Here is a 26,013-nt window from a genome sequence, read left to right as displayed (position 1 = left end):
CTCATTATTAGAGACGCCGCGATGGCCAGTTCCCTTCCGCCGCTTTACGCCCTGCGCGCCTTCGAGAGCGCCGCCCGCACCGGCTCGTTCACGCTGGCCGCCGACGAGCTGCATCTCACCCCCAGCGCCGTCAGCAAGCACATTAAAACGCTGGAGCAGCACTTCGGCTGCCGGCTGTTCCAGCGCAACGGCCCGCGTATCGAGGTCACGCCGCAGGGGAAAATCTTCGCCGCCGAGCTGCAGCAAGGGTTTGGCCGCATCGAGCAAGCCTGCGAGCTGTTCAGAAGCCACCGCGATCTGCTGCGGCTGAAGGCGCCCTCCACCCTGACCCTGCGCTGGCTGCTGGACTGCCTGAGCCGGTTCCGGCAAACGGCGCAGGCGTTCGAGGTGCAGGCAGCCAGCGTCTGGATGGACATCGACAGCGTGGATTTTTTCAGCGAACCCTACGACTGCGCCATCCTGCTCGGCAACGGCCATTTCGGCGCCAACACCGCCGCCGCCAAGCTGTTCGACGAATGGCTGATCCCAATTTGCGCCCCCGCGCTGCTCGCCGACGGGCAGTGCGATCTCGCCGCCTGCCCGCTGATCCATCCTTCGCCCGATCGGCGCGACTGGCGGCGCTGGCTGCAAAAAAGCGGTTCCGCAGTCCCGATCGATCTCATGCGCGGCCAGGTGTTCGATTCGCTGGAACAGGGCAATACGGCGGCCATCGCCGGGCACGGCATCTCGATCGGCGATCTGGCGCTGAGCCTGCGGACCATTGAGGAAGGGGTGTTGGCGCTGCCTTGTGACGCCGCCGTACGCACCGGCGACGGTTACTATCTGGTTTGGCCGGCGGAGTCGGCGAAACGGCCGCTGATCGAACGTTTACAGGCGTTTCTCGCCGCCCAAACGCCCGACGTCAGCCGGGCCGCCGTCAGATTTATCGGCTAGGGGACTCGCTGCCGAACAACCCGCCGTCGCGCAGCGGATGCTCGTTGCCCTTGCGGCGGGTAAAGCCGCTGCGATCGAAAAACTCCAGCACCTGGATCGCCAGCTTGCGCCCGACGCCGAGCCGATCGCGGAAATCAGCGGCGTTGGCGCCGCCCCGCTCCGCATCCAGCTCGCGGATCAGCGCCGCGAACTGATCGATGCGTCGGCTGAGGTAGTAGCGATCCACCACCACCGCCGTCACATGGCCCAGCTGAGCCGCCTTGCGCAGCAGCGCTCGCACCCGGCTCTCCTCTTCGCCCAGCTCGCTGGCCAGATCGCGCACCCACCACGGCTCGTCACCAAACAGCGGTTCGATGCGCGCCCACAGCGGCGCCTCGTCGGCGCTGAACGCCAGGCCGTGTTCCGGCAGGTGCAGCCAGCCGCGCGTATTGCGCAGCGCCCCGCCCTTCAGCAGCCGATCGATCATCATAAACACCAGCGCCTCAGGTTGCTGAGGCAGCGCCATGCGCCGCAGGCGGGCGCGCCCCAGTCCCAGCTGATCGGCGTGCTGTTGGTGATACTCCGCCAGCACCTGCAACAGGCGGCTCTCCGCCTGTTGCACCTGCTCCTGCGCCAGCGCCCGGTCACCGACGATCAGCAGATCGCGGTCCGCCAGCAGTGCCGCCAGGCCGTCGTCGGTCAACTGACGCGCCCAGGCGAACGCCGGCAGCGACAGCGCGCCGTGCGGCAGCTCAAGCGCCAGCGCCTGCGCGTCGTCTTGCGCCTGCGCCAGGGCCTGCAGCCATGCCAGGTAGTCCGGCTGGCGCTTGCCGCGCTTGGGCGCGCTCAGCCTGAGCACCCGGGCCGCGCCCAGCGTTTGCCGCGCACCGATATCGCGCAGCACCAGCCGATCGTTCTCCACCAGCCACAGCGGGCGATCGAGGATCAGTTCCGCCAGCCCGTCGTTCAGCAGCGAAATGCGCCCGGTGATGTGGCTGGCGGCATGGTGCAGATGCAGCGGCTGCCAATGGCGGATCGGCTGATCCGTCTCCAGCGCCACCAGAATGCGTTCCGCCGCCTCCGGCGGACGCTGCGCCAGCAGCCAGTCGCCGCGCGCGATCCGGTCTTTATCGACATCGCCGCTGATGTTCAACGCGATGCGTTGCCCGGCCTGCGCCTGCTCCACGGTCTGATTTTGGGCATGCAGGCCACGCACCCGCACCGGCGCGTCGGCGCCGGTCAGCCACAGCGTATCTCCTACCTGCACCCGCCCGCCGAGCGCGGTGCCGGTCACCACCAGCCCCGCCCCTTTGACGCTGAACGCACGGTCTACCGCCAGGCGAAAACGGCGCGTCAGCGCGTGCTCGCCGGAGGGCAGCGCCAGCAAATGCGCGCGCAGCGCCTCGATGCCCTCTCCCGCCGCCGCCGCGGTAACAAACAGCGGCGCATCGGGCCAGCCCTGGCGCGCCAGCTCGTCGCGCACCTGGCGGCGTACCTCGTCGACACGCGCGGCCTCCACCCGGTCGGCCTTGGTCAGCGCCACCGTCAGCGCCGGGCGACCGCTCAGGCGCAGGATCGCCAAATGCTCGCGGGTCTGCGCCATCACGCCGTCGTCGCAGGCCACCACCAGCAACGCATGGTCGATACCACCGACGCCCGCCAGCATATTGGCGAGGAATTTCTCGTGGCCGGGCACGTCGATAAAGCCCAGCACCCGGCCGTCCAGCTGCGGCCAATAGGCGTAGCCCAGATCGATGGTCATGCCGCGGCGCTTCTCTTCCGGCAGGCGATCCGCATTGATCCCGGAGATCGCCTGCAGCAGGGTGGTTTTGCCATGATCGACATGGCCAGCGGTGGCGATGATCATGAGGCGCTCAGCGCGTCGATTAGCGCCCCTTCCTGTTCCAGACAGCGCAGATCCAGCCACAGCCGGCCGTCGCCGAGGCGGCCGATCACCGGCTGCGGCAGGCGGCGCCAGCGTTCAGCCAACGCTTCCAGCGTGGCACCGCGGCCGTCGCGCGGCGTGAAGGTCAGCGCATAGCTGGGCAGGCGATCCACCGGCAGCGAACCGCTGCCAATCTGCGACCAGCACGGTTCGGCGCGCAGCTCGAAATCGGCGGTGAATCGTGGCGCCAGCGCCGTCAGCAGCCGTTCGGCCGCCTGTTGCATCTCCTGCTGCGGGCGGGTCAGCAGCCGCAGCGTCGGCAGCTGTTCAGCCAGTTTTTCCGGCTGCAGATAGAGCCGCAGCGTGGCCTCCAGGGCCGCCAACGTCAGCTTACCGACGCGCAGCGCGCGTTTGAGCGGATGCTGCTGCAGGCGAGCGATCAGCGCCTTTTTGCCGACGATGATGCCGGCCTGCGGGCCGCCCAACAGCTTATCGCCGGAGAACGTCACCAGATCGATACCGGCGGCCAGCAGCCTCTGCGGCATCGGCTCGGCGGGCAGGCCGTACTGCGCCATGTCGATCAGCGAGCCGCTGCCCAGATCGGTGGCGGTCGGCACGCCCTGTTCGGCCCCGAGCTGCGCCAATTCGGCCTCGTCGACCGCCGCGGTAAAGCCCTGAATGCTGTAGTTGCTGGTGTGCACCTTCATCAACAGGCCGGTCTGCTCGTTGATGGCCTGGCGGTAATCCTTCAGATGGGTGCGGTTGGTGGTGCCGACTTCCACCAGTTGGCAGCCGGCCTGGCGCATCACGTCGGGAATGCGGAACGCACCGCCGATTTCCACCAGCTCGCCGCGCGACACCACCACCTCTTTGCCGGGGGCGATCGCCGCCAGCATCAGCAGCACCGCCGCCGCGTTGTTATTGACGATGCAGGCGTCTTCCGCGCCGGTCAGCCGGCACAGCAGATCTGCCAACGCCCGATCGCGATGGCCGCGCCCGGCGCCGTCCAGATCGTACTCCAGCGTCACCGCCTCTCCCATCACCGCGCTCACCGCCTCCTTCACCGGCTGCGCCAGCAGGGCGCGCCCGAGGTTGGTGTGCAATACGGTGCCGCTGAGGTTGAACACCGGCAGCAAAGCCGGGCGTTGCTGCCGGGCCAGCTCCGCCCGCAGCGCCTGCGGCCAGTCGTCGCACCAGGCGGGTAAACGTTGCTGTTGCTTGATAGCGGCGCGCGCCTCGGCCTGCAGCCGGCGCAGCAGTTCGCCGATCAGCGTCTGGCCATGCTGCGCCACCAGCGGTTCAATCGCGGGTTCTCGCAGCAGGCGGTCAATGGCGGGCAGTTGGCTGTAAAGAAGGTGGGATTCAGTGCTCATGGTCGCTCGGTTTTCAGTTTAGACGTATCGGCATAGCAAAACCCCGCCGCGGCGGGGAGAAAAGAACGTTCAGGGCGGCGCAGTGCGGGCGAAGCTTTCGCGAGCGAACAGGCGTTCAGCCAGCTTGACCAGCGCCGGGCGCTCGACGCACCAGTTGGGCAGGATGCGGCGGAAATTGAGGTAGCCCAGCGCGCAGCCGGTGGCGATATCCGCCAGCGTCAGCCGCTCGGCATTGAGCCACGTTTTTTCCCGCGCCAGCGCCTCGAGCGCATCCAACCCCTGCGTCAGCTTGTCACGCTGGCGCAGCATCCAGTTTTCGTCCTGTTTTTCCGGCGCGCGCCGGCTTTCGCGAAACAGGGTCGCCGCCGCGTCGGTCACGCCGTCCGCCAGCGCCGCCACCTGGCGAACGCGCAGCGCGGCGGCGCGTTCAGCCGGCAAAAACGCCGGCTCCACCGCCAGCAGCTCAAGGTATTCGGCCACCACCGGCGAGTCGTAAAACACCTCGCCGTCATCGGCGATCAGCACCGGCACCTTGGCGAGCGGGTTCAGCTCCTTCACCCGGCTGCCGGGCTCATACGGCGGATCGTTGACGAATTCGAACGCGATCCCCTTCTCCAGCAGCATCACGGAAATCTTGCGCACAAAGGGACTGGTGTAACTGCCGATAAGCTTCATCCGATCTCCTCCGCTTCGTCCTGGCCACGGCGCAATGCGCTTACTTCACCGCCAGGGTATCGATAATCCGCTGCACCAGCGCCTGATGCACTTCCGGCGTTTTGGCCGGCGACAGCATTTGCAGCGTCACTACCCGCTTGTTGAACACCGTCAACACCAGGGTGGAGACCACCTTTTGCCCGTTGACGGTCTGCTCGGTATCCACCCGGCGAAACTTCTGTTTGCCGACGCTGAAGTTCTCTTCTTTGGTGGTCTGGATATTCTGATAGCGTTCGGCCAGCACCGTGATGGCGCTCTGCGCCAGCTCTTTCAGCATTTTGTCGCTGGTATTGAGCTTCATGCCGTCCGGCGGGATCACTTCGGACGAGACCGCGCTCTGGCGCGACTTGCCGTCGAGAAAGCGCTGAATGGTGGAGGTGCTGTCGTTGATGATGCCGCTGTTCAGCGTCTGATCGCTAAAGCCCGGCGGCAGCTCGAAGGTGATTTTGCCCTTCTGCAGCGACACGTTCAGCCCCGCTGGCGCGGGCGGGGTTTCTACCGGCGCAGGCGGCGGCGGTGGCGCGGGCTGCGTCACGGTCGGCTTGGTGTCCGGTGGCGGCACCGCCGGTTTGGTGTCGTCCTTGTTGTCGCAGGCCGCCAGTCCAACCGCCAACACGGCGACCGCAGTCAGTTTTGCCAGGGTGTTTAACATCGTGGTTCCTTTCGCTTGGCGCGTTATGGCCTAAACGTAGCAACTCGCCCGGGCGAATGCCAGAAGCCCGTGCTGAAATTGCTGGTCCGGCCCCGCGCGAACGGGGCCGGGCGGTTACTCCGCCGGGAACAGGAACGGATTGATGCTGCTGCGGCCGAAGCCTTCTTCTTCCATGCGGGCGTCCAGCACCAGCGAAGCCAGATCGTCGGCCACCGCTTCGACCTGCGGGTCTTTTTCCTGATAGAGGATCTTCAGGTAAGTGCCGCAGTCGCCGCAGCTCTCCGCCTTCACCGCCGCCTGTTCGCTGTCCAGCGACCAGTAGTTGAGATCGCGGGTCTGCTCGCAGTTGCTGCACTTCACCCGCACCACGTGCCATTCGCTTTCGCACAGGTTGCAGTGCAGGTAGCGCAGGCCGTTGACGGTGCCGATGTGCACCATGCTGGAGACCGGGATGCTGCCGCACACCGGGCAGAATTGGCGCTGCTCGCCGTATTCGGCGCGCGCCTTGCCGGGGATCAGGCTGGCCATCTGCGCCCAATAGAGCGACAGCGCGGCCCAGAGGAACGGCGCCTTCTCGCTGCCCACCTTGCCGAACTCGCGGTTGAGCAAGGCGTCGGCCATCAGCTCCAGCTCGTGCGCCGAGGCTTTCTCCAGGTTGTCCAGCACCGCCAGGATATGCTCCGGCGCCTGCGGGCGCAGCTCGGCGATCAGCGACGTCAGCAGCTTGCGCCAGTGTTCGCTGCGCGGGAACACGCTCAGATCGAGCGGCGGTTTGCCGCTGGCGGCGCCCTGCGCCAGCGCTTCACTCAGATCGAGCTGCAGCGGGTTATCGTGCAGCGCATGCTGCTGCGCCTGCGCCAGCTCGGCGGCGAAGTTCAGGTAGTCGCCCAGCGGATTGTCGACCGCCAGCTGACGCAGACGATCGGCGCGGCGGCTGTACAGGCTTTTCAGGTTGGCGAAAAGTAACGGCGGGATGTTCTCCGCCGTTGTGGACTTCTCACGCTGTGCCCCTAACTGCTCTTTAGGAACGATGCGGATACTCATCAGGGTTTATCTTCCTGTCGTTTCTCGCGGACCTCACGGTACCAGCGCGGATGATGTTTCTTGGCCCAGGCCGCCGGCACCCAGCCTTCCACCATCGCGGTAATGGTGCCTTTTACCCACAATGCGGCGTAAATGTGCACCATAATCACGATAATCAGGCCGACCGCGGCCAGCGAATGCACCAGCAGCGCGATGCGGATCAGCGGAATGGAGAACGACGGCGCAAAATACGGCCGCCAGATCACCACGCCGCTGGCCAGCAACAGCACCAGGCTGATAATCGCCGCCCAGAACACGCACTTCTGGCCGAAATTATAGCGCCCGGTGTCACCCACTTCCTCGTTCATGGCGATTTTGTGGATGTTCTTGGCCCAGACGATATCTTCCCGGTTGATCAGGTTATGCTTCCAGTAGCGCAGGAACATCAGCAGGAACGCGGCAAACATGATCACCCCGACAAACGGGTGCAGAATGCGCGCCAGCTGCGGCGTCCCGAAGATGTTCATCAGCCAGTTGAAGGAGGGGAAGAAGAACCCCAGCCCGCTGATGGCGGCGAACACGAAGCAGAACGCCACGATCCAGTGGTTGATGCGCTCCGGTGCGCTGTAACGCTGAATGGGCTTTTCCTTTCTCATTTGCGCGTCTCCTCGTCATGCGGCTCGTCGTGCTCGTCCTCATCGTCGACGCGGTTAGGCCCGACGCCGACATAGTGGAACACGCTGGCCGCGAAGGTGGCGGCAAAGCCGATGGCCGCCAGGGGTTTCCACACGCCCTTCCAGAAGGTCACCGCCGGGCTGATGCTCGGGTTGTCCGGCAAACCGTGGTACAGCTGCGGTTTGTCGGCGTGGTGCAGCACATACATCACGTGCGTGCCGCCCACCCCCGCCGGATCGTACAAACCGGCGTTCTGGTAGCCGCGGGTGTTCAGCTCGCTGACGCGATCCGCCGCCACCTGCTTCATCGCTTCCTTGGTGCCGAAGTGAATGGCGCCGGTCGGGCAGGTTTTCACGCAGGCCGGTTCCTGGCCGACGTCCACGCGGTCGACGCACAGGGTGCACTTGTACACCCGGTTGTCGTCCTTGTTCATGCGCGGCACGTCGAACGGGCAGCCGGCGATGCAGTAGCCGCAGCCGATGCAGTGCTCGGACTGGAAGTCGACGATGCCGTTGGCGTACTGAATGATCGCGCCTTCCGACGGGCAGGCCTTCAGGCAGCCCGGATCGGCGCAGTGCATGCAGCCATCCTTGCGGATCAGCCATTCCAGCTTGCCGTTTTCCTCCACCTCGGAGAAGCGCATCACCGTCCACGACTTGGCGGTCAGATCGGCGGGGTTATCGTACACCCCGACGTTGTGCCCCACTTCGTCGCGGATGTCGTTCCATTCGGAACAGGCCACCTGACAGGCCTTGCAGCCGATACAGGTGGTGACATCGATCAGCTTGGCCACTTCTTCCTGGTGGTCACGGGCGCGCGGCGCCGGCGTGAAACCATTGGTGGCGGATTTACGAATGATGTCTTGAGATTGCATGGCCATAATTCGTCTCCGTTACACCTTTTCCACGTTGACCAGGAACGCCTTGAACTCCGGCGTTTGCGTATTGGCGTCGCCGACGAACGGCGTCAGCGTGTTGGCGATAAAGCCTTTCTTCGCCACCCCTTCGTAACCCCAGTGGATCGGGATGCCGATGGTGTCGACTTCCTGGCCGTGCACCTGCAGTGTGCGAATACGCTTGGTCACCACCGCCTTGGCCTTGATGTAGCCGCGGTTGGAGCTGACCTTCACGGTGTCGCCCTGCTTGATGCCCTTCTTCTCCGCCAGCTTTTCGCCGATCTCCACGAACTGCTCCGGCTGCGCGATGGCGTTCAGCCGCGCGTGCTTGGTCCAGTAGTGGAAGTGCTCGGTCAGACGATAGGTGGTGCCGACGTAAGGGAACTTGTCGGATTTGCCCATCGCCGCCAGATCGTCCTTGAACACGCGCGCCGCCGGGTTGGACACCACGTTCGGGTGCAGCGGGTTGGTGCCGAGCGGCGTTTCGAACGGCTCGTAGTGTTCAGGGAACGGCCCTTCCGCCATCTTGTCGGTGGCGAACAGGCGGCCCATGCCTTCCGGCTGCATGATGAACGGCCCGACGTCGCTGCCCGGCGCGGCGGTGCTGTAGTCCGGGATATCGGCCCCGACCCACTTGGCGCCGTCCCACTCCAGCAGTTGGCGTTTCGGATCCCACGGTTTACCCTGCGGGTCCGCCGAGGCGCGGTTGTACAGGATGCGGCGGTTGAGCGGCCATGCCCAGGCCCAGCCCAGCGTATTGCCGAGGCCGGACGGATCGGCGTTGTCACGCCGCGCCATCTGGTTGCCGGCCGGCGTCCAGCTGCCGGCGAAGATCCAGCAGCCGCTGGCGGTGGTGCCGTCGTCACGCAGCTGCGCGAACGAGCTGAGCAGCTCGCCTTTTTTCACCAGCACTTTGCCGTCGGCATCCAGTAGATCCGCCAGCGCCTTGCCGTTGTTTTCCTGCGCCACCTCTTCCGGCGCCGGGTTGTCCGGCGTCAGGTAGTCCCAGGTCATGTTCAGCACCTGTTCTGGCACCGCACCGCCGTCGCGCGCATACATCTCGCGCAGGCGGCTGAAGATGCCCGCCAGGATCTCGCCGTCGTTCAGCGCTTCGCCCGGGGCGTCCGCGCCTTTCCAGTGCCACTGCAGCCAGCGGCCGGAGTTGACGATCGAGCCGTTTTCTTCGGCGAAGCAGGTAGACGGCAGGCGGAACACTTCGGTCTGGATCTGCGAAGGGTCCACCTCGTTAAACTCGCCGTGGTTCTGCCAGAAGTTGGAGGTCTCGGTGTTCAACGGATCGATGGTCACCAGGAACTTCAGCTTGGACAGCGAAGCCACTACCTTGTTTTTGTTCGGGAACGACGCCACCGGGTTAAAGCCCTGGCAGAAGTAGCCGTTGACCTTGCCCTGCGCCATCATCTCGAAGTACTGCAGCACGTCGTAGCCTTTGTCCCACTTCGGCAACCAGTCAAAGCCCCAGCTGTTGTCCTTCTGTGCCTTGTCGCCGTAGAAGGTCTTCATCATGCTGACGAAGAATTTCGGGTAGTTGCCCCAGTAGTTCACCTGGCCCGGCAGCAGCGCCTTCGGCGTGTTGGCCTTCAGGTAGGTCTCGAGATCGGTCTGTTTCTCCGACGGCAGCGTCATGTAGCCCGGCAGGCTCTGCGACAGCAGGCCGAGATCGGTCAGCCCCTGGATGTTGGAGTGGCCGCGCAGCGCGTTGACGCCGCCGCCCGCCATGCCCATGTTGCCGAGCAGCAGCTGGATCATCGCCATGGTGCGGATGTTCTGCGCGCCGACCGAGTGCTGAGTCCAGCCCAGGGCGTACAGGAACGAAGCGGTTTTATCCGCGACGCAGGTTTCGGCGATGTATTCGCACACCTTGAGGAAATCGTCCTTCGGCGTGCCGCAGATGTTGGTCACCACGTCAGGCGTGTAGCGGCTCACGTGCTGCTTCAGCATGTTCCACACGCAGCGCGGATCCTGCAGCGTGACGTCGCGCTTGGCGAAGCCGTTCTCGTCGAACTGGTAATTCCAGGTGGTTTTGTCGTACTTGCGGTTTTCCGCGTCGTAGCCGCTGAACAAGCCGTCTTCGAAGGCAAAGTCTTCCCGCACCAGCAGGCTGGCGTTGGTGTAGGCCTCGACGTATTCGCGGTTGAACTTGTTGTTGGTCATCAGATACAGCAACACGCCCGACAGGAAAGCGATGTCGGTCCCGGAGCGGATCGGCGTGTAGAAGTCCGCCACCGATGCGGTTCGGGTAAAGCGCGGATCGATCACGATCAGCTTGGCATTGTTGTGTATTTTGGCTTCCATCGCCCAGCGGAACCCCACCGGATGCGCTTCCGCCGCATTACCGCCCATGACGATAATCAAATTCGCGTTCTTGATATCAACCCAGTGGTTGGTCATCGCACCGCGACCAAATGTTGGAGCAAGACTTGCTACCGTTGGTCCGTGTCAGACACGCGCCTGGTTGTCTACGGCAAGCATGCCGAGAGCGCGACTAAATTTTTGCGACAGAAAACCTGTTTCGTTGCTGGCGGCCGAGGCGCACAGCATGCCGGTGGTCAGCCAACGGTTGACGGTAACGCCCTGATCGTTGGTTTTGATGAAGTTGGCGTCGCGGTCTTCTTTCACCAGCTTGGCGATGCGGGTGAAGGCGTCGTCCCAGCTGATGCGTTGCCATTTGTCCGACCCTGGCGCCCGGTATTCCGGGTACTTGAGGCGGCTTTCGCTGTGGATGAAGTCAACCAGACCGGCGCCTTTCGGGCAAAGCGCGCCGCGGTTTACCGGATGATCCGGGTCCCCTTCGATATGGAAAATGCTTTCTTTGGCGTTCTTGGCGCCATCACCAAGGCTGTACATCAACAGCCCACAGCCGACGGAACAATACGTACAGGTATTACGGGTCTCGCGGGCGCGCAGCAGTTTGTACTGCCGGGTTTCCGCCAACGCCACGTCGGGGGCAAAGCCCAGCGCGGCCACCGTCGTTCCTGCCATACCGCCAGCGCAGATCTTAAAGAACTGCCTTCTGCTGACCTGCATGGGGGTCTCCTTTACTCTCGATTGTCACATTGTTCAAATGCGCCTGCCCGCTAGCGCGGCAAACGCGAATGTCACTGTTGTTATGCTTGCTACGAACGCCGGCCATATTACCACAGCGTGCTTGTGGTTGTTACACACTCGTGCTCATTCAGTGAACGCATTGGCACATTTCGATACATTTCGGCGTTGGCGCTCCCTACAGTATAGAGAGTAACCCACGCGCCGGATCGACGGCTTGACACGGCCCCCCGCCGCCCTATTCTATCAGTATGTTAGCGCAGCGACCCGCTCATTAACCACACAGTTCACAGGGCATTGATAATCATTTTCAATATCATTTAATTAACTATAATGATCCGACTGCTTACGCGGTGCTCGCCCTTTGCGCCGCCCATACACCACTGGAGATGATGATTATGAGTTATTCACTGCCATCCCTGCCGTACGCTTACGACGCACTGGAACCGCATTTCGACAAGCAGACGATGGAAATCCATCACACCAAACACCACCAGACCTACGTCAACAACGCCAACACCGTGCTGGAAGCCTACCCTGAGCTGGCCAAATACAGCGTTGAAGAGCTGATCCAGGATCTGGATAAAGTGCCTGCCGACAAACGCACCTTCATGCGCAACAACGCCGGCGGCCACGCCAACCACAGCTTCTTCTGGAAAAACCTGAAAACCGGCACCACGCTGGGCGGCGATCTGAAAGCGGCCATCGAGCGCGATTTCGGCAGCGTTGAGAAATTCCAGGAAGAGTTCGAGAAAGCCGCAGCCACCCGCTTCGGTTCCGGTTGGGCCTGGCTGGTGCTGAAAGACGGCAAACTGGCCGTGGTGTCTACCGCTAACCAGGACAGCCCGCTGATGGGCGAAGCCGTTGCCGGTGCTTCCGGTTTCCCAATCATCGGCCTGGACGTGTGGGAACACGCTTACTACCTGAAATATCAGAACAAACGTCCTGATTACATCAAGGCGTTCTGGAACGTGGTCAACTGGGACGAAGCCGCCGCACGCTTCGCCGCGAAGAAGTAATTCGCCCCCGTTGATGAAGATGCCCGCCACCGGCGGGTATTTTTTTGCCTGAAATCCGCTAAAGTTTGACCACTTCTTGCCGATGGTTTGTTCAATTGACGTTCGCCCGGAGAAGGAAAAACGCTATGGCGGCATTGCAAGCATTGGCAGGAAAGTTCACTCATCTCACCGTAGGTAAAAAGCTCGGTCTCGGCTTCGCGTTGTTGCTGCTGTTGGCGGTGGTCATCGCCGGCACCGGGGCGCAATATCTGCACATCATCGAATCCCGCGCCGATCGCATCGACTTCAGCAACCGGCTGAACGAGGAGATCAACCAGGCCAAATACAACCGCGCCATGTACGGCCAGACCTACCGGCCGGAGTACATTCAGAACAACCGCGCCAATATTGAGAACGCCGTCAAACTGATAGACCAGGGGCAGGCGCTTGACTGGGACGCCCAAAGCCGCAAGGATCTGCAGCGTCTGGTGACGCTGATCGGGGAATATCAACAGCAGCAAAAAGTCTTTGAGCAGGCGGTCACGGCGAAAGACGCGGTGCGCCAGAGCTGGAACATGTCGGAAGTGCAGGCCAGCCTGAGCCAGGTGGAACGCCAACTGACCAACGGCGATCTGCAGCTGGCCTTTATCCAACTGAACCAGAAGCTGACCCAGGTGCGCTACGGCGCGCGCGGCCTGCTGCTGAGCCTGAACAAGGAAACCGAAGCCCCGCTGATGGCGGCCATCGACGACGCCCGCGACGCGGCCAACGCGCTGAGCCGCCGGGTCAGCGACGCGCAGCGCCCGCAGCTGCAGCCGCTGCTGGCCGCCCTGGACGATTACAAAAACCGCATCGCGGCTTACCTGCCGGCCTATGAGCACGAGCAGCAGATCAGCCGGCAGCTCGGCGAACGCGCGCAAGCGATCGGCATGCTGGTCAACGCCTTTATGCAGGACGAGCTGGTGCAGACGCGCAACAACATCAATCTGGCGCAGCTGCAAATGGGCATCACCACCCTGATCGCCATCATCGCCGGGGTGCTTATCGCCTGGCGCATCACGCTGCAGATCACCCGTCCGCTGCACAGCACCCTGGCGATGGCGGAGCGCATCGCCGGCGGTGACCTGCGCCAGGCGCAGACCAGCACCCGCCGCGACGAGCTGGGGCAGTTGCTGAACGCGGTGGCGGCCATGAGCCAAAACCTGCGCACCATGATTGAGAAGATCCAGATGGGGGTCAGCCAGGTCTCCACCGCCTCTGCGGAAATCGCCGCCGGCAACACCGATCTCTCTTCCCGCACCGAGCAGCAGGCGGCGGCGGTCGAGGAAACCGCCGCCAGCATGGAACAGCTGACCGCCACGGTGAAACAGAACGCCGACAACGCCCACCACGCCAATCAGCTGGCCACCGACGCTTCGCAGACGGCGCAGCAGGGCGGCAAGCTGGTGGAAAACGTGGTCAGTACCATGCGCGATATCTCCAGCAGTTCGCAGCGTATCGCCGAAATTACCACCCTGATCAACGGTATTGCCTTCCAGACCAACATCCTGGCGCTCAACGCCGCGGTCGAAGCGGCGCGCGCCGGCGAACAGGGCCGGGGCTTCTCGGTGGTTGCCAGCGAAGTGCGCAGCCTGGCGAGCCGCAGCGCCCAGGCGGCCAAGGAGATCGAAGGGCTGATCGCCGAATCGGTCAGCCGGGTGAAAACCGGCACCGAACTGGTGGAAAGCACCGGCAACACCATGGAACAGATCGTCCGCTCGGTCACCCACGTGCGCGACATCATGGCCGAGATCGCCGCCGCTTCCGATGAGCAGACGCGCGGCATCGCCCAGATTGGCCAGGCGATCGTCGAGATGGACCACACCACCCAGCAGAACGCCGCGCTGGTGGAAGAGTCCGCCGCCGCCGCCGACTCACTGGAAGAACAGGCCGACATGCTGCTGCAGAGCGTCTCGGTGTTCCGTTTGGCGGAGCAGACCGAACCCGCCGCCGTGAAAGCCGCCGCGCCGAAAGCGCCGGCGGTAAAACCCGCGGCCGCCAACGCCGCAGCGGAAGAGAACTGGACCACCTTCTGACGCCCCGCCGCCCGCCCGAGGATTTTCGGGCGGGTTGTTATGTCCCCCCGGCACAACTCAGGCTATGCTGAGCCCTCGACGCGAGACACGGAGGCGCACATGCATCACCCAGACGTTTACATCGGTAATATTCAACCCTATGAGGGCGGGCGCCCCAGCGCCATCGCCAAACGCCAGGTGGATGGCGCCATCCGGCTCACGCCGCTCGGCCTGGAGGGCGACGAACAGGCCGAGAAAAGCTACCACGGCGGGCCGGACCGCGCGCTGTGCCACTACCCGCGCGAGCATTACGCCCACTGGCGCGAGCAGTTTCCGGCACAGGCAGAGCAGTTTTGCGCCCCGGCCTTCGGCGAGAACATCTCCACCGAAGGGCTGACCGAACACAATGTGTTTATGGGCGACATCTTCCGCTGGGGCGAAGCGCTGATCCAGGTCACCCAGCCGCGCTCACCGTGCTTCAAGCTCAATTATCACTTCGCCATCGAGGATATTTCGGTGCTGATGCAGCAAAGCGGCCGCTGCGGCTGGCTGTATTGGGTGGTGTCGCCGGGCGCGGTCAGCGGCGATCGTCCGCTGGAGCTGGCGGCGCGCAACAGCGACGTGTCGGTCGCCGAAGCCATCGCCATCGCCTGGCATATGCCGTTCGACGCGGAACAGTATCGCCGCCTGTTGGCGGTGGCCGGCCTCTCCGCCAGTTGGAGCAAGACCATGCTCACGCGGCTTGCCGAAGGGCGCCTCGAAGACTTCAACCGCCGCCTGCTCGGCCGTTGAAATCGCGGGCGGAAAAGATGAAAAACGTGCGTCGAATGCCGCGTTAACCCTATTCTTCCGCCTATACTGTAGCCGCACGTTTTTTCAGCCAGGAGCCAGGTAATGACCACCCCGATCCATTCGATTCATCACGCCGCCGCCGAAGGCTATCAGGCCAACGCCGATCGCTATGTGAAAGGCCGGCCGGATTACCCGCCGGAAATCGCCGTCTGGCTGCGTGAAACTATCGGCCTGCACGCCGGCATGACGGTCATCGATCTCGGCGCCGGTACCGGCAAGTTTACCCCGCGCCTGCTGGAAACCGGCGCGCAGGTGATCGCCGTCGAACCGGTGCCGCAAATGCTGGAAAAACTGTCGGCGGCGCTGCCGCAGGTGAAAACGCTGGCGGGCACCGCCGAGGCGATCCCGTTGCCGGACGAGTCCGTCGATGCGGTGGTCTGCGCCCAATCCTTCCACTGGTTCGCCACGCCGCAGGCGCTGGCGGAAATCCAGCGCATCCTCAAGCCCGGCGGCAAACTCGGTCTGGTGTGGAACATGCGCGATGCGCGCGTCGGTTGGGTGCGTAAATTGAATCAGATCGTCGATAGCCACGAAGGCGATGCGCCGCGTTTCTATACCGGCGAATGGCGCAAATTCTTCCCGTTCAAAGGCTTTGAACCGCTGCAGGAGCAGGTGTTTATGCTGGGTCACCGCGGCGCGGTGGAGGACGTGATCTACAACCGGGTGCGTTCAACCAGCTTTATCGCCGCGCTGCCGCAGCCGCAACAGGAGCAGGTTATCGAGCAGTTGCGCCAGCTGGTGGCGGAAGAAGAGGAACTGCGGGGCCAGGACACGGTCACCGTGCCCTATCAGACCAAGGCGTATTTCACCACCAAGGTCTGATGCCCGGGGGTTCAGAACGCTTTCTTGGCGTAACCGGTGACCGCTTTCAGGCCCATCTCGCGGCCCAGCGCGGTCATCGGGTGCACCACGATCAGCCCGCGCGCGCTCTTCTTCAGCGCACCCATATCGGCCTGCTCTTTCTTGGTGATCTCGCGGCTGAACGGCAGCTTGCTCAGCTTCTGCGCTTCGGCGCTCAGCTTCTCGCCACGCACGTTTTTCAGGCGTTCGATCTCCGTCGCCAGTTTCTCTTTCTCTTTGGTGTGCTGCGCGATCAACTCAGGGTTGCCCTGTTGGATCACGGTGGCGTCTTTGTGGTTCAAGGCGTCCAGCAGGTCGCTCAGGCGCTTGATCTCTGCCTTTTCTTTCTCTTTCATGGTCTCTGGCCCGTTGTGCCCAAAATGGCACGCTAATCAATGATACCGGCATTGTAGCAAAAGGCGCGCGCCGTTACCCGTCCTGCGCAATGCCGGGCGGCAGGCCGCTCATCTCGCAGGCCCTGGCGCCGAGCCGGGCCAACGCCTGGGTGTAGCGCGCGTTGAACGGGTAGCAGCAGGAGAGCCGCAGCGCGTTGCGGTAGCGCCCGCTCGGGGAATACAGGGTGCCCGGCGTCAAACAAATCTGCTCCTCCAACAGCTGATGGAACAGTGCCACGCTGTCCACGCCGGGGGGAAATTCGACCCAAAACACGAATCCGCCCGCCGGCTGCGTGGCCAGCGTGCCACGCGGGAAATGCCGGGCGATCAGCGCCCGCGCCTCGTCCACCTGCGCCGCATAACGCTTGCGCAGGTTGCGCAAATGATGATCGTAGCCGCCGCTCTCCAGGAAGGTCGCCAGCGTTTCCGACAGCAGCTGCGACTCGGACATCGATGACACCGCTTTCAGCTTGCGCAACGCCTCGTGGAAACGGCCGCCGCAGATCCAGCCGACGCGAAAGTCCGGCGCCAGCGTTTTGGTAAAGCTGGAGCAAAACAGCACCCAGCCGTCGCGATCGAACGCCTTCACCGCCGGCGACAGCGCGCCGCCGAACTGGATCTCGGCATACAGCCCGTCTTCAATCAACGGCACCTGATGATCGTTCATCAGCCGCGCCAGCCGCTTTTTCGCCGCCAGCGGCATAGTGCAGCCCAGCGGGTTTTGCACCGTCGGCATGGCGATCACCGCGTTCAGCCGCTTCTCGTTCAATAGCAGTTCCAGCGCGTCCAGCGACAGCCCCAGCTGCGGATCGGTGGGGATTTCCAGCGCTTTCAGCCCCAGGCTGGCCAGCAGCGGCAGCAGGTAGAAGTAGGTCGGTGACTCCAGCCCGACGCAGTCGCCCGGTTTGGTGGTGACGCGCAGCGCCAGCTGCAGCGCTTCCATGCAGCCGTGGGTCAACACCACGTCGCCCGGCTCCAGCAGCATGCCCAGCGTCATCGAGCGGCGGGCGATCTGCTGACGCAGCCGAAGGCTGCCGGGCGGCAACGGATACTGCCCGATCAGATCCGGCTGACGGCGCAGCTGAGAGGACAGCATGCGCCCCAGCTTGCCGCCGGGATAAAAATCGCTGGTCTGCGGGCAGGCCAGCGCAATGTTGGTGAAAGCCGGGTTTTGCTGGGCGGCAAACACGGTGTCGATCAGCGCCAGCACATCGTCCGCCGGCGGTTCGATGCGCCCGCTGGGCGCCGAGGCCATCTTCAGCGCCGGCAGCGTGCTGCGAACGTAAAACCCCGACTGCGGCCGCGCTTCGATCAGCCCGCGATCCTCCAGCGTGCGGTAAGCCGACACTACCGTATTGATGCTGACGCGATGGGTTTGCGCACAGCGCCGTACCGACGGCAGGCGGTCGCCGGGCCGTAGCGTGCCGCGGCGAATGGCCTCGGCCAGCGTATCCGCCAGCTGCAGGTAACGGGTATCCGGGGTTTCATCGAGCAGGGTCACAGTTTCTCTCCAGGCAATGGGTACAGTTTACATTTTGCACAACTGTAACCATGACAATATCCGATTTGTGGTTCTGTCACCATCCCATCGCAGCGATTATGCTGATCCTCTCGTGATTACCGCCATTTTCAAGGAACCTGTCATGCTGGACTCCGCCTTTGTCAGCTACGTCACCGTCATGTCGATTACCCCCGGCCCCAACAACCTGCTGCTGGCCTCGTCGGGCGTCAACTTCGGCCTGCGCCGCACCCTGCCGATGCTGTTCGGCATCTGCGTCGGCTGTGCGGTGCAGCTGGCGATCATTATCCCGCTGCTGGCGCTGGCGCTGAGCTGGGCCGGCGTCATCCGCCTCCCGCTGGCGGTGATCGGCTGCGCCTACCTGCTGTGGCTGTCATGGAAACTGTTCCAGGCGGCCTCGCCGGACGCCAAAGAGCAGGCGCAGCCGATGAGCCTGCTCAATGGTGCGCTGTTTCAGGCGGTCAACCCCAAGGCCTGGCTGATGGTGATCAACGTGGCGATCCTGTTCACCCCGCGCGAAGGCGCCACCTTTGTCCATACGCTGTCGGTCATCGCCGGCTTCGCGCTGCTGAACCTGCCGTGCGTGCTGCTGTGGGCGGTGCTGGGCGACCGGTTGCGCAACGCGCTGCGGGTCACCTGGAAGCTGCGCGCCTTCAACGGCGTGATGTCCGGCCTGATGGCCGCCACCGCGCTGTGGTTGTTGTTCGACGAGTGGCGCGCGGCCTTTGCTTAGCCGCGACCGAGAGGAGAGAGTCGGGAAGGTTGTTTGGCGCCGATACCGGCGATCAGATCGGTAATGGACAGCACCATGGTGGAGCGCACCATCTGCTGATAGCGCTGGCGCTGCATGGCGATCAGCGCTTCATCCGCTTCGCCCGGCTGCAGGAAGGTCGGCACCGGCGGCAGCGCGGCCACGCAATGCAGCTCGCCGAACGGCCCGAGGATTTCGTCGTCGACGAAGCGGTATTCCGAGCCGTCGTGGTTCAGCTCTTCGCGCATCGCCATCAGCAGCTCGGCATCTTCATATTCGTGGCGGGAGATCACCCCCAGCCCGTACATCAGCTTCAGGCGCACCGACAGCTCCCCGAGCGGGCCGCTGCCGGACAATAGCGGTTCGACGGCATATTTCACCGCATAGTCGTCCTTGCGGAATACCTGCACCACCAGCACGTTGAGCGCTTCCGCCAGCAGCTCTACCGCCGCAATCAGGAAGCTGCGCACCGTTTTGCCCGCGTTCAGCTTTTCCAGAACCTGGTTTTCAAATGCCTGTGCTTCTTCCATCGTCGCTTTTCGAAAGGCGTGGGGAGGGCCGTCGATGCCGAACTCGGGTTGCAGGAGCGCAGCAAGCTGCGCTCGGGTGTTCATCATCACGATTCTACTTGTGCATGGCGTTATACACAGCAACGGCCTCTTCTACAACCTCGCTTTCCGCCGGCAGGCCGGAAATTTGCGCCAGCGCGGCTTTCGGCCCGAGCGTGTTCAGCAATTCCGCCAACTCCAGCGCCTGCGGATCCTGTTCGCTGCGGTAGCTCATGGCGGCGGCGATGCCCTGGATCAGGTTGGCGTGCGGCAGGCCGTATTCCAGCGTGCCCAGCAGCGGTTTGATCAGGCGATCGCCGGCGCTCAGTTTGCGCAGCGGCTGGCGCCCTACGCGCTCGACGTCGTCGTGCAGATACGGGTTTTCGAAGCGGCCGAGGATTTTGTTGATGTAGGCGGCGTGCTTGTCGGCGTCGAAGCCGTAGCGCTTGATCAACACCGCGCCGCTCTCTTCCATCGCCCCTTTCACTACGCGGCGGATCGCCGGGTCGAGAATGGCGTCGCGAATGGTTTGCAGCCCGGCCTGTTGGCCGAGGTAGGCGGTGATGGCGTGGCCGGTATTGAGGGTGAACAGCTTGCGCTCGACAAACGCCATCAGGTTATCGGTCAGCTCCATGCCGGCGATCGCCGGAGGCTGGCCTTTGAACTGGGTCTGATCGACGATCCATTCGCTAAAGGTTTCCACCGTCACTTCCAACGGGTCGTTACTGTCCGCCGGCGGCACGATGCGGTCGACCGCCGAATCGACGAAGCCGACGTGCTGCTCAACCCATGCCTGCTCGTCCTGCGGCAGCGCGGCGAACACATGCTGCTTCAGCTGGCTGGTGCCGCGCACCATGTTCTCGCAGGCGATGATGTTCAGCGGCTGCACATTGCCCTGCTGATGACGCAGCACCAGCCCTTTAGCGATCGTGCCGGCGATTTTGGCGAGAATTTGCGGGCCAACGGCGGTGGTCACCAGATCCGCCTCGGCGATCAGCGCCACCGCCGCCTCGCTGCCGCTGTTGACGGCGCTGACGTTGTTGACGCTCTCCACGCGTTCTTGCTCACCCACCACGTGCACCGCGTAGCTTTTACGGCTGTTCAGCAAATCCAGCACCGTTTGATTGACGTCGGCGAAGGTCAGCGCAGCCCCTGCGTCCGCCAGCAGCTTGCCGATAAAACCGCGGCCGATGTTCCCTGCGCCAAAATGTAATACTTTCATAACTCTACCTTCTTAATGTCGAAGGGTGCAGCAAGCTGCACCCTTTAAAATGATTCTGTTATCCGGCTTTTTTGCCGCCGAGCAGGTCCAGCACTTCCTGGACGCTGGTGGTATTCGCCAGCCGCTCAATCACGCTCTCGTCATCCAGCGCGTTGGTCAGGCTGGTGATCACCTGAATATGCTCGTTGTTGCGCGCGGCGATGCCGATCACCAGGCGGGCCACTTCATCCTCTTCCTCGCCGAAGCGCACGCCCTGCGGGTACTGGCAGAACACCACGCCGGTGCGCAGCACCCGGTCTTTGGCCTCGATGGTGCCGTGCGGCACGGCGATAGACTCGCCCAGGTAGGTGGAGGTGAGTTTCTCGCGCTCCAGCATCGCCGGCACGTATTCCGCCTCGACGTAGCCGCCTTTCACCAGCTGCTCGCCGGCGAAGCGGATCGCCTGCTCTTTGTCGCTGGCCTGCAGGTTGAGGAACACGTTGCTCTCACTCAGCTTGAACAGGTTAGGCTCACCGGCTTCGAAACTGTCGTCCAGCGCGCCCAGCACCTTCTGTTGGTTGTCGCTGGTTTTGTTGGCCGCCAGCAAACGGTCGACCAGATCGCTGTACAGCTTGCTGTCGAGGAAGTTGGTCAGCGAGATGTGCTGGGCCTGCGGCGCGTGGCGCATCGCGCGCTCGGTCAGATCGCGGTGGGTGATCACCAGATCCACGTCGTCCGGTAGGCTGTTGATGGCGCTGTTGGTCACCGAGATGTTCTTCAGCCCGGCGTCGGCCACTTTCTTGCGCAGCACCCCGGCGCCCATAGCGCTGGAGCCCATGCCCGCGTCACAGGCGACGATGATTTTGCGCACGGTGCTCAGATCGCCATCGACCGATGCCGGCGCCGCTGCGCCGCCTTTGGACTGCGATTTCATCTCTTGCATGCGACGGGTTGCGGCTTCCAGATCGTCATCCTCTTTCACCTTGGAGGTTTTCAGCAGGAAAGCGGACACCACGAAGGAGACGGCAAAGGCTGCGCACACCGCCGCAATGTTGGCGAAGTAGGCGCCTTTCGGCGTCATCGCCAGCACCGCCAGGATCGAACCCGGAGAAGCCGGAGAAACCAGGCCGCCGTTCAGCATCGTCAGGGTGAAGACGCCGGTCATGCCGCCCAGGATCACCGCCAGCAGCAGGCGTGGATTCATCAGCACGTAAGGGAAGTAGATTTCGTGGATGCCGCCCAGGAAGTGAATGATTGCCGCACCGCCGGCGGATTGCTTGGCGCTGCCGCGGCCAAAGAACATGTAGGCCATCAGCACGCCCATGCCCGGGCCTGGGTTGGCTTCGATCAGGAAGAACACCGACTTGCCGGCTTCCGTGGCCTGCTGGATACCCAGCGGCGAGAAGATGCCGTGGTTGATGGCGTTGTTCAGGAACAGGATTTTCGCCGGCTCAACGAAGATGGACGCCAGTGGCAGCAGGTTGTTCGTCACCATGACGTGTACGCCCGCCGCCAGCAGCTTGGAGAGCACCTCCACCAGCGGCCCGATGCCGAGGAAGGCCAGGATCGCCAGCAGCATGCCGATGATGCCGGCGGAGAAGTTGTTCACCAGCATTTCAAAGCCGCTTTTGATCTTGCCGTCTACCCAGCGGTCAAAGTGCTTGATAGCCCAGCCGCCCAACGGGCCGGCGATCATCGCGCCGAGGAACATCGGCATGTCGGCGCCGACGATGACGCCCATGGTGGTAATGGCGCCGACCACGCCGCCGCGATCGCCGCCCACCAGCCGCCCACCGGTATAACCGATCAGCAGCGGCAGCAGGTAGGTGATCATCGGGCCGACCAGCTTGGCTAAGGTTTCATTCGGCAGCCAGCCGGTTGGAATGAATAGCGCGGTGATAATCCCCCAGGCGATAAAGGCGCCGATGTTGGGCATCACCATGTTGCTCAGGAAGCGGCCAAAGTTTTGCACTTTAACCTTGATGTCTGGTGAAAACATAAAACACACCCCTATTGTTACGCGCTGACAATAGAGCGCGTGATTATTGTTGTGACGATCCAGCCGTGTTGCCGCTGTATGCGAAACGGACTCTATCACGCTGTTTTTGTCACGCGAACTTCACGAATTTTTTGTGATACAAATCACACACAACACCCCAACAAACCACCCTTTATAGTGATTAAGATCACATTTATGGCGTGTAAAAAAAGCACAGTGAGAAAAAAATCGCCTCAAAACCCAAGATAACGTGACAAACATCACACTTTTAACTTGGTGGTTTGTTTTTAAATTGTGATAAACATCACAATTTATTTTTGGCTGCAGCGCCCGATCGCGGCGCTCTGTTTGATCTTCCCTGTGAGCACTCATCCCGCCGGGAACTAGCGAAGTGATGAATGAAAGAAAACTACATTGCCGAATGAATGGATTAATTGAAGTGTAGTACAGAAGCCTGAGCAATAAACCAGCAAGCTATTGGAAACGCTGAGGGGAAATAAAACAGGCCGGCAATGCCGGCCTGCTGCGTGCGTGGAGGCGTTATTGCGTCACGCTTTGAATGGTTTTCTGCGCGTTTACCAGGTTCTGCTGTTTGGCCACCAGATTCGACATCATGGTGTTGTACTGCGCCACCTGCTGCGCGGTGCGGAACTGCACGCCGTTGTTGTTGAAGCTGACCTGATTGCCCTGGCTCTGCAGGAAATCGCCGACCTGCACCAGATCCTGCACGAAGCTGGCAGTGGTCGGGATCGCCGGCATCAAGGCGTTGGCCGGTGCGGTAACGATCTTGTCGTAGGCCTGGTTGTACACCGCTTTCAGATCGTCGGGCTGCTTCAGCGCCGCGCGGGCGGTATCCGCCTGCGATTTGGCGGACTGGATCTGCTGGCCCAGCAGGTTCAACGCCCCAACCGATTGCTGCAGCGCGTCGCGTTTGTTCAGGTAGTCCTGCGCGGTGCGGATCTGATTAATCTGATCCAGCGCCGGGGTCAGGCTGGCGCCGACCGATTTGGACAGCTGCTGAGAAAAACCGACCAAAATCGCGTAGTCACCGGCATAGTTGCCGAACTTCTGCTTCTGATCTTCGCTCAGCGTGGGGATGTTCGCCCCGCTGCGCATCACGGTATTCTGTAAGTAATCGATAAATGCTTTGCGCTGTTCCGGCTCTTTATCGCCGCAGGCGGTCAATTGCATGACCACCAACAATGCCAATACCGGTGCCAACCAACGCGCGAAACCTCTGCTCTGGATCCCTACCGCCATGTGACATAACTCCTGTTATAAACCTGCTTTTTCATTGGACTCCGCCCCTTTTTCCGCACTCCGTGCGCCTATAAGAATAGATCAACTGGCGGCGTTCCGATACGCGATTCCGCTTGCGATGAGCATTGCCCCGGCCGGATGCGGTTGAAAATCGTGCGCAAAACGCACTGAGGTTCATTGCCGTCGGCGACCGGACGCTTCAATTTCCCCAAGTCGCCCCCCAAGTCAAGTCGCCCCCCAAGTCGCCAGGCGACCTTGCCTTCGCACCCAGGAAACGGAAATAAAAAAAGGCGCCCGCAGGCGCCTTTTCACAGCGGTTAATCGCTTACTGCAGCACGGAGATATCCGCCACCTGCAGGAACAGTTCGCGCAGCTTGCTCAGCAGCGTCAGACGGTTCACGCGCACTTCCGCATCGTCCGCCATCACCATTACGTTATCGAAGAACGCATCCACCGGCTCGCGCAGCGCAGCCAGCTCCACCAGCGCTTCCTGGTAGTTGCCCGCCGCGAAGTACGGCTGCAGCTTGTCGCGTAGCACCACCAGGTGAGTCGCCAGCTGAATTTCCGCTGCGTCCTTCAGCACCGAGGCGCGCACGCTGTCGTTCAGCGTTTCGGTTGACTTGGCCAGAATGTTGGAGACGCGTTTGTTGGCCGCAGCCAGCGCCGCCGCCGCTTCCAGCGTACGGAAGTGAGACACCGCCTTGACGCGCGCGTCGAAGTCGGCCGGCTTGGTCGGACGGCGCGCCAGCACCGCCTGAATGGTATCGACCGCGTGGCCTTCTTCCTGATACCAGGCGCGGAAGCGGCCCAGCATGAATTCCACCACCTCGTCGACCACCTTGGCGTTGGTCAGCTTGCTGCCGTACAGGCGCACGGCCTCTTCGGTCAGGGTCTGCAGATCCAGCGGCAGGTTTTTCTCGACGATGATGCGCAATACGCCCAGCGCGGCGCGGCGCAGCGCGAACGGGTCTTTATCGCCTTTCGGATGCTGACCGATGCCGAAGATGCCGGCCAGGGTGTCCATCTTGTCGGCGATCGCCAGGGAACAGGCCACCAGCGACTGCGGCAGCGCATCGCCGGCGTAGCGCGGCTGATACTGCTCGTTCAGCGCAACGGCGACGTCTTCCGCCTCACCGTCGTGGCGCGCGTAGTGCATGCCCATCACGCCCTGGGTGTCGGTGAATTCGAACACCATGTTGGTCATCAGGTCGCACTTCGACAGCAGGCCCGCGCGGGTGGCGTGGTTGACGTCGGCGCCGATCTGGCCGGCAACCCAGCCCGCCAGCGCCTGAATACGATCGGTCTTGTCGCGCAGGGTGCCCAGCTGCTGTTGGAACAGCACGGTTTCCAGGCGCGGCAGATTGTCTTCCAGGCGTTTCTTGCGGTCGGTGTTGAAGAAGAACTCGGCGTCAGCCAGACGTGGGCGCACCACCTTCTCATTACCGGAGATGATCTGCTGCGGGTCTTTCGACTCGATGTTGGCCACGAAGATAAAGTTCGGCAGCAGTTTGCCCGCGGCGTCGTACACCGGGAAATACTTCTGGTCGCCCTTCATGGTGTACACCAGCGCTTCCGCCGGCACCGCCAGGAATTTCTCTTCGAATTTGGCGGTCAGCACCACCGGCCATTCCACCAGCGAAGCCACTTCTTCCAACAGGCTTTCACTCAGATCGGCCTTGCCGCCAATCTTCTGCGCCGCCAGTTCGGCATCGCGTTTGATAAGGGCCTTACGCGCTTCATAGTCGGCGACTACTTTGCCGCGCTCCAGCAGGATCTGCGGGTATTGGTCAGCGTTGTCGAGGGTGAACTCGGCTTCGCCCATGAAGCGGTGGCCGCGCACGGTGCGCGCAGAGTCGATGCCCAGCACGGTGCCCGGGATCAGATCGGCGCCCAGCAGCATCGTGACGGTGTGCACCGGACGCACGAACTGCACGTCGGAGTCGCCCCAACGCATCAGTTTCGGGATCGGCAGTTTAGCCAGCGCGGTGCTGACCATGCCAGCCAGCAGTTGCTGCGCCGACTGGCCTTTGACGTGGGCGCGGTACATCAACCACTCGCCCTTGTCGGTCACCAGGCGTTCAGCCTGATCGACGGTGATGCCGCAGCCGCGCGCCCAGCCTTCGGCCGCTTTGCTCGGTTTGCCTTCGGCGTCGAACGCCTGGGCGATCGCCGGGCCGCGTTTTTCAATTTCGCGATCGGCCTGCGCCGCGCTCAGGTTGGCCACTTTCAGCGCCAGGCGGCGCGGTGCGGCGAACCAGCTCACGTCACCGTGTTCCAGGCCGGCGTTGTCCAGCTCGGCGGTGAAGTTGGCGGCGAAAGATTCCGCCAGGGAACGAAGCGCCTTCGGCGGCAGCTCTTCCGTGCCGATTTCCACCAGGAAAGTCTGTTGAGTCATGGCTGCCTC

General features: G+C 62.8%; 21 protein-coding genes. 6 read left to right on the top strand and 15 right to left on the bottom strand.

Features of this window, described 5'->3' with window-relative positions; all coding sequences use genetic code 11:
- The first annotated feature begins 21 nt into the window (after positions 1–21).
- On the top strand, positions 22–933 hold the full coding sequence (locus ACYF6X_RS00255) for a LysR family transcriptional regulator (RefSeq protein WP_130018617.1): 912 nt from the start codon (positions 22–24) through the stop codon (positions 931–933).
- Here the strand turns inward: ACYF6X_RS00255 and selB are convergent.
- From selB to fdnG, 8 genes are all read right to left on the bottom strand, one after another.
- Positions 923–2,779 carry a selenocysteine-specific translation elongation factor gene (gene selB / locus ACYF6X_RS00250; protein WP_130018616.1) on the bottom strand — a complete coding sequence of 619 codons (1,857 nt, stop codon included), beginning with the start codon at positions 2,777–2,779 and terminating at the stop codon, positions 923–925. The two genes, ACYF6X_RS00255 and selB, sit on opposite strands and share 11 nt — an antisense overlap.
- Positions 2,776–4,170, bottom strand: a complete 1,395-nt coding sequence (selA, locus tag ACYF6X_RS00245; RefSeq protein ID WP_130018615.1) for an L-seryl-tRNA(Sec) selenium transferase — start codon at positions 4,168–4,170, stop codon at positions 2,776–2,778. Before selA ends, selB begins: the two co-directional genes overlap by 4 nt.
- Positions 4,171–4,239: 69 nt before the next feature.
- Positions 4,240–4,845: a glutathione S-transferase gene (locus ACYF6X_RS00240; protein ID WP_063989145.1), complete on the bottom strand. Its 606-nt coding sequence runs from the start codon at positions 4,843–4,845 to the stop codon at positions 4,240–4,242.
- Positions 4,846–4,885: 40 nt separating this feature from the next.
- Positions 4,886–5,536 carry a DcrB-related protein gene (locus ACYF6X_RS00235; RefSeq protein WP_130018614.1) on the bottom strand — a complete coding sequence of 217 codons (651 nt, stop codon included), beginning with the start codon at positions 5,534–5,536 and terminating at the stop codon, positions 4,886–4,888.
- A gap of 114 nt (positions 5,537–5,650) precedes the next feature.
- Positions 5,651–6,580, bottom strand: coding sequence for a formate dehydrogenase accessory protein FdhE (gene fdhE, locus ACYF6X_RS00230; RefSeq protein ID WP_033639080.1), 930 nt, complete (start codon positions 6,578–6,580; stop codon positions 5,651–5,653).
- Positions 6,580–7,215, bottom strand: coding sequence for a formate dehydrogenase cytochrome b556 subunit (gene fdoI / locus ACYF6X_RS00225; protein WP_004934017.1), 636 nt, complete (start codon positions 7,213–7,215; stop codon positions 6,580–6,582). The genes fdhE and fdoI overlap by 1 nt, the downstream gene beginning before the upstream one ends.
- Positions 7,212–8,114 carry a formate dehydrogenase subunit beta gene (fdxH, locus tag ACYF6X_RS00220; RefSeq protein WP_073532632.1) on the bottom strand — a complete coding sequence of 301 codons (903 nt, stop codon included), beginning with the start codon at positions 8,112–8,114 and terminating at the stop codon, positions 7,212–7,214. The genes fdoI and fdxH overlap by 4 nt, the downstream gene beginning before the upstream one ends.
- Positions 8,115–8,126: 12 nt before the next feature.
- Positions 8,127–11,174: a formate dehydrogenase-N subunit alpha gene (fdnG, locus tag ACYF6X_RS00215; protein ID WP_107227524.1), complete on the bottom strand. Its 3,048-nt coding sequence runs from the start codon at positions 11,172–11,174 to the stop codon at positions 8,127–8,129.
- 416 nt (positions 11,175–11,590) lie between these two features.
- Here fdnG and sodA point away from each other — a divergent pair, with 416 nt between their 5' ends.
- The 4 genes from sodA to ACYF6X_RS00195 all read left to right on the top strand — a co-directional run bounded on the left by sodA (position 11,591) and on the right by ACYF6X_RS00195 (position 15,918).
- Positions 11,591–12,211, top strand: coding sequence for a superoxide dismutase [Mn] (gene sodA, locus ACYF6X_RS00210; protein WP_004934003.1), 621 nt, complete (start codon positions 11,591–11,593; stop codon positions 12,209–12,211).
- A gap of 125 nt (positions 12,212–12,336) precedes the next feature.
- A complete protein-coding gene (locus ACYF6X_RS00205) occupies positions 12,337–14,265 on the top strand; it encodes a methyl-accepting chemotaxis protein (RefSeq protein ID WP_060424318.1) in 1,929 nt (642 codons plus the stop codon).
- A gap of 99 nt (positions 14,266–14,364) precedes the next feature.
- The gene (yiiM, locus tag ACYF6X_RS00200) at positions 14,365–15,036 is read left to right on the top strand and encodes a 6-hydroxyaminopurine reductase (protein WP_460924878.1); all 672 of its coding nucleotides are present in this window, start codon (positions 14,365–14,367) and stop codon (positions 15,034–15,036) included.
- A 102-nt stretch (positions 15,037–15,138) separates the two neighbouring features.
- A complete protein-coding gene (locus ACYF6X_RS00195; protein WP_060424323.1) occupies positions 15,139–15,918 on the top strand; it encodes a class I SAM-dependent methyltransferase in 780 nt (259 codons plus the stop codon).
- Between the two features lie 11 nt (positions 15,919–15,929).
- Here the strand turns inward: ACYF6X_RS00195 and ACYF6X_RS00190 are convergent, their stop codons facing one another.
- Positions 15,930–16,292 carry a YibL family ribosome-associated protein gene (locus ACYF6X_RS00190; RefSeq protein WP_004933989.1) on the bottom strand — a complete coding sequence of 121 codons (363 nt, stop codon included), beginning with the start codon at positions 16,290–16,292 and terminating at the stop codon, positions 15,930–15,932.
- 73 nt (positions 16,293–16,365) lie between these two features.
- The gene (locus ACYF6X_RS00185) at positions 16,366–17,832 is read right to left on the bottom strand and encodes an aminotransferase-like domain-containing protein (protein WP_038875970.1); all 1,467 of its coding nucleotides are present in this window, start codon (positions 17,830–17,832) and stop codon (positions 16,366–16,368) included.
- Between the two features lie 142 nt (positions 17,833–17,974).
- Between ACYF6X_RS00185 and ACYF6X_RS00180 the strand changes: the two genes are divergently transcribed.
- Positions 17,975–18,583 carry a LysE family translocator gene (locus tag ACYF6X_RS00180; protein ID WP_025304783.1) on the top strand — a complete coding sequence of 203 codons (609 nt, stop codon included), beginning with the start codon at positions 17,975–17,977 and terminating at the stop codon, positions 18,581–18,583.
- Here ACYF6X_RS00180 and ACYF6X_RS00175 read toward each other — a convergent pair.
- From ACYF6X_RS00175 to glyS, 5 genes are all read right to left on the bottom strand, one after another.
- Positions 18,580–19,131, bottom strand: a complete 552-nt coding sequence (locus ACYF6X_RS00175; protein ID WP_016929575.1) for an MltR family transcriptional regulator — start codon at positions 19,129–19,131, stop codon at positions 18,580–18,582. The two genes, ACYF6X_RS00180 and ACYF6X_RS00175, sit on opposite strands and share 4 nt — an antisense overlap.
- 94 nt (positions 19,132–19,225) lie before the next feature.
- Positions 19,226–20,371 carry a mannitol-1-phosphate 5-dehydrogenase gene (locus ACYF6X_RS00170; protein ID WP_107227526.1) on the bottom strand — a complete coding sequence of 382 codons (1,146 nt, stop codon included), beginning with the start codon at positions 20,369–20,371 and terminating at the stop codon, positions 19,226–19,228.
- A gap of 58 nt (positions 20,372–20,429) precedes the next feature.
- Entirely contained in the window at positions 20,430–22,349 is a 1,920-nt protein-coding gene (locus tag ACYF6X_RS00165) for a PTS mannitol transporter subunit IICBA (RefSeq protein ID WP_038875977.1), read from the bottom strand.
- A 540-nt stretch (positions 22,350–22,889) separates the two neighbouring features.
- Positions 22,890–23,609 carry a DUF3053 domain-containing protein gene (locus ACYF6X_RS00160; protein ID WP_126178836.1) on the bottom strand — a complete coding sequence of 240 codons (720 nt, stop codon included), beginning with the start codon at positions 23,607–23,609 and terminating at the stop codon, positions 22,890–22,892.
- A 325-nt stretch (positions 23,610–23,934) separates the two neighbouring features.
- Positions 23,935–26,004, bottom strand: coding sequence for a glycine--tRNA ligase subunit beta (gene glyS, locus ACYF6X_RS00155; RefSeq protein WP_107227529.1), 2,070 nt, complete (start codon positions 26,002–26,004; stop codon positions 23,935–23,937).
- Between the last annotated feature and the right edge of the window lie 9 nt (positions 26,005–26,013).

The organism is Serratia sp. ID 25-353, from assembly GCF_054792795.1.
This window is presented reverse-complemented; position numbering and strand designations above follow the sequence as displayed.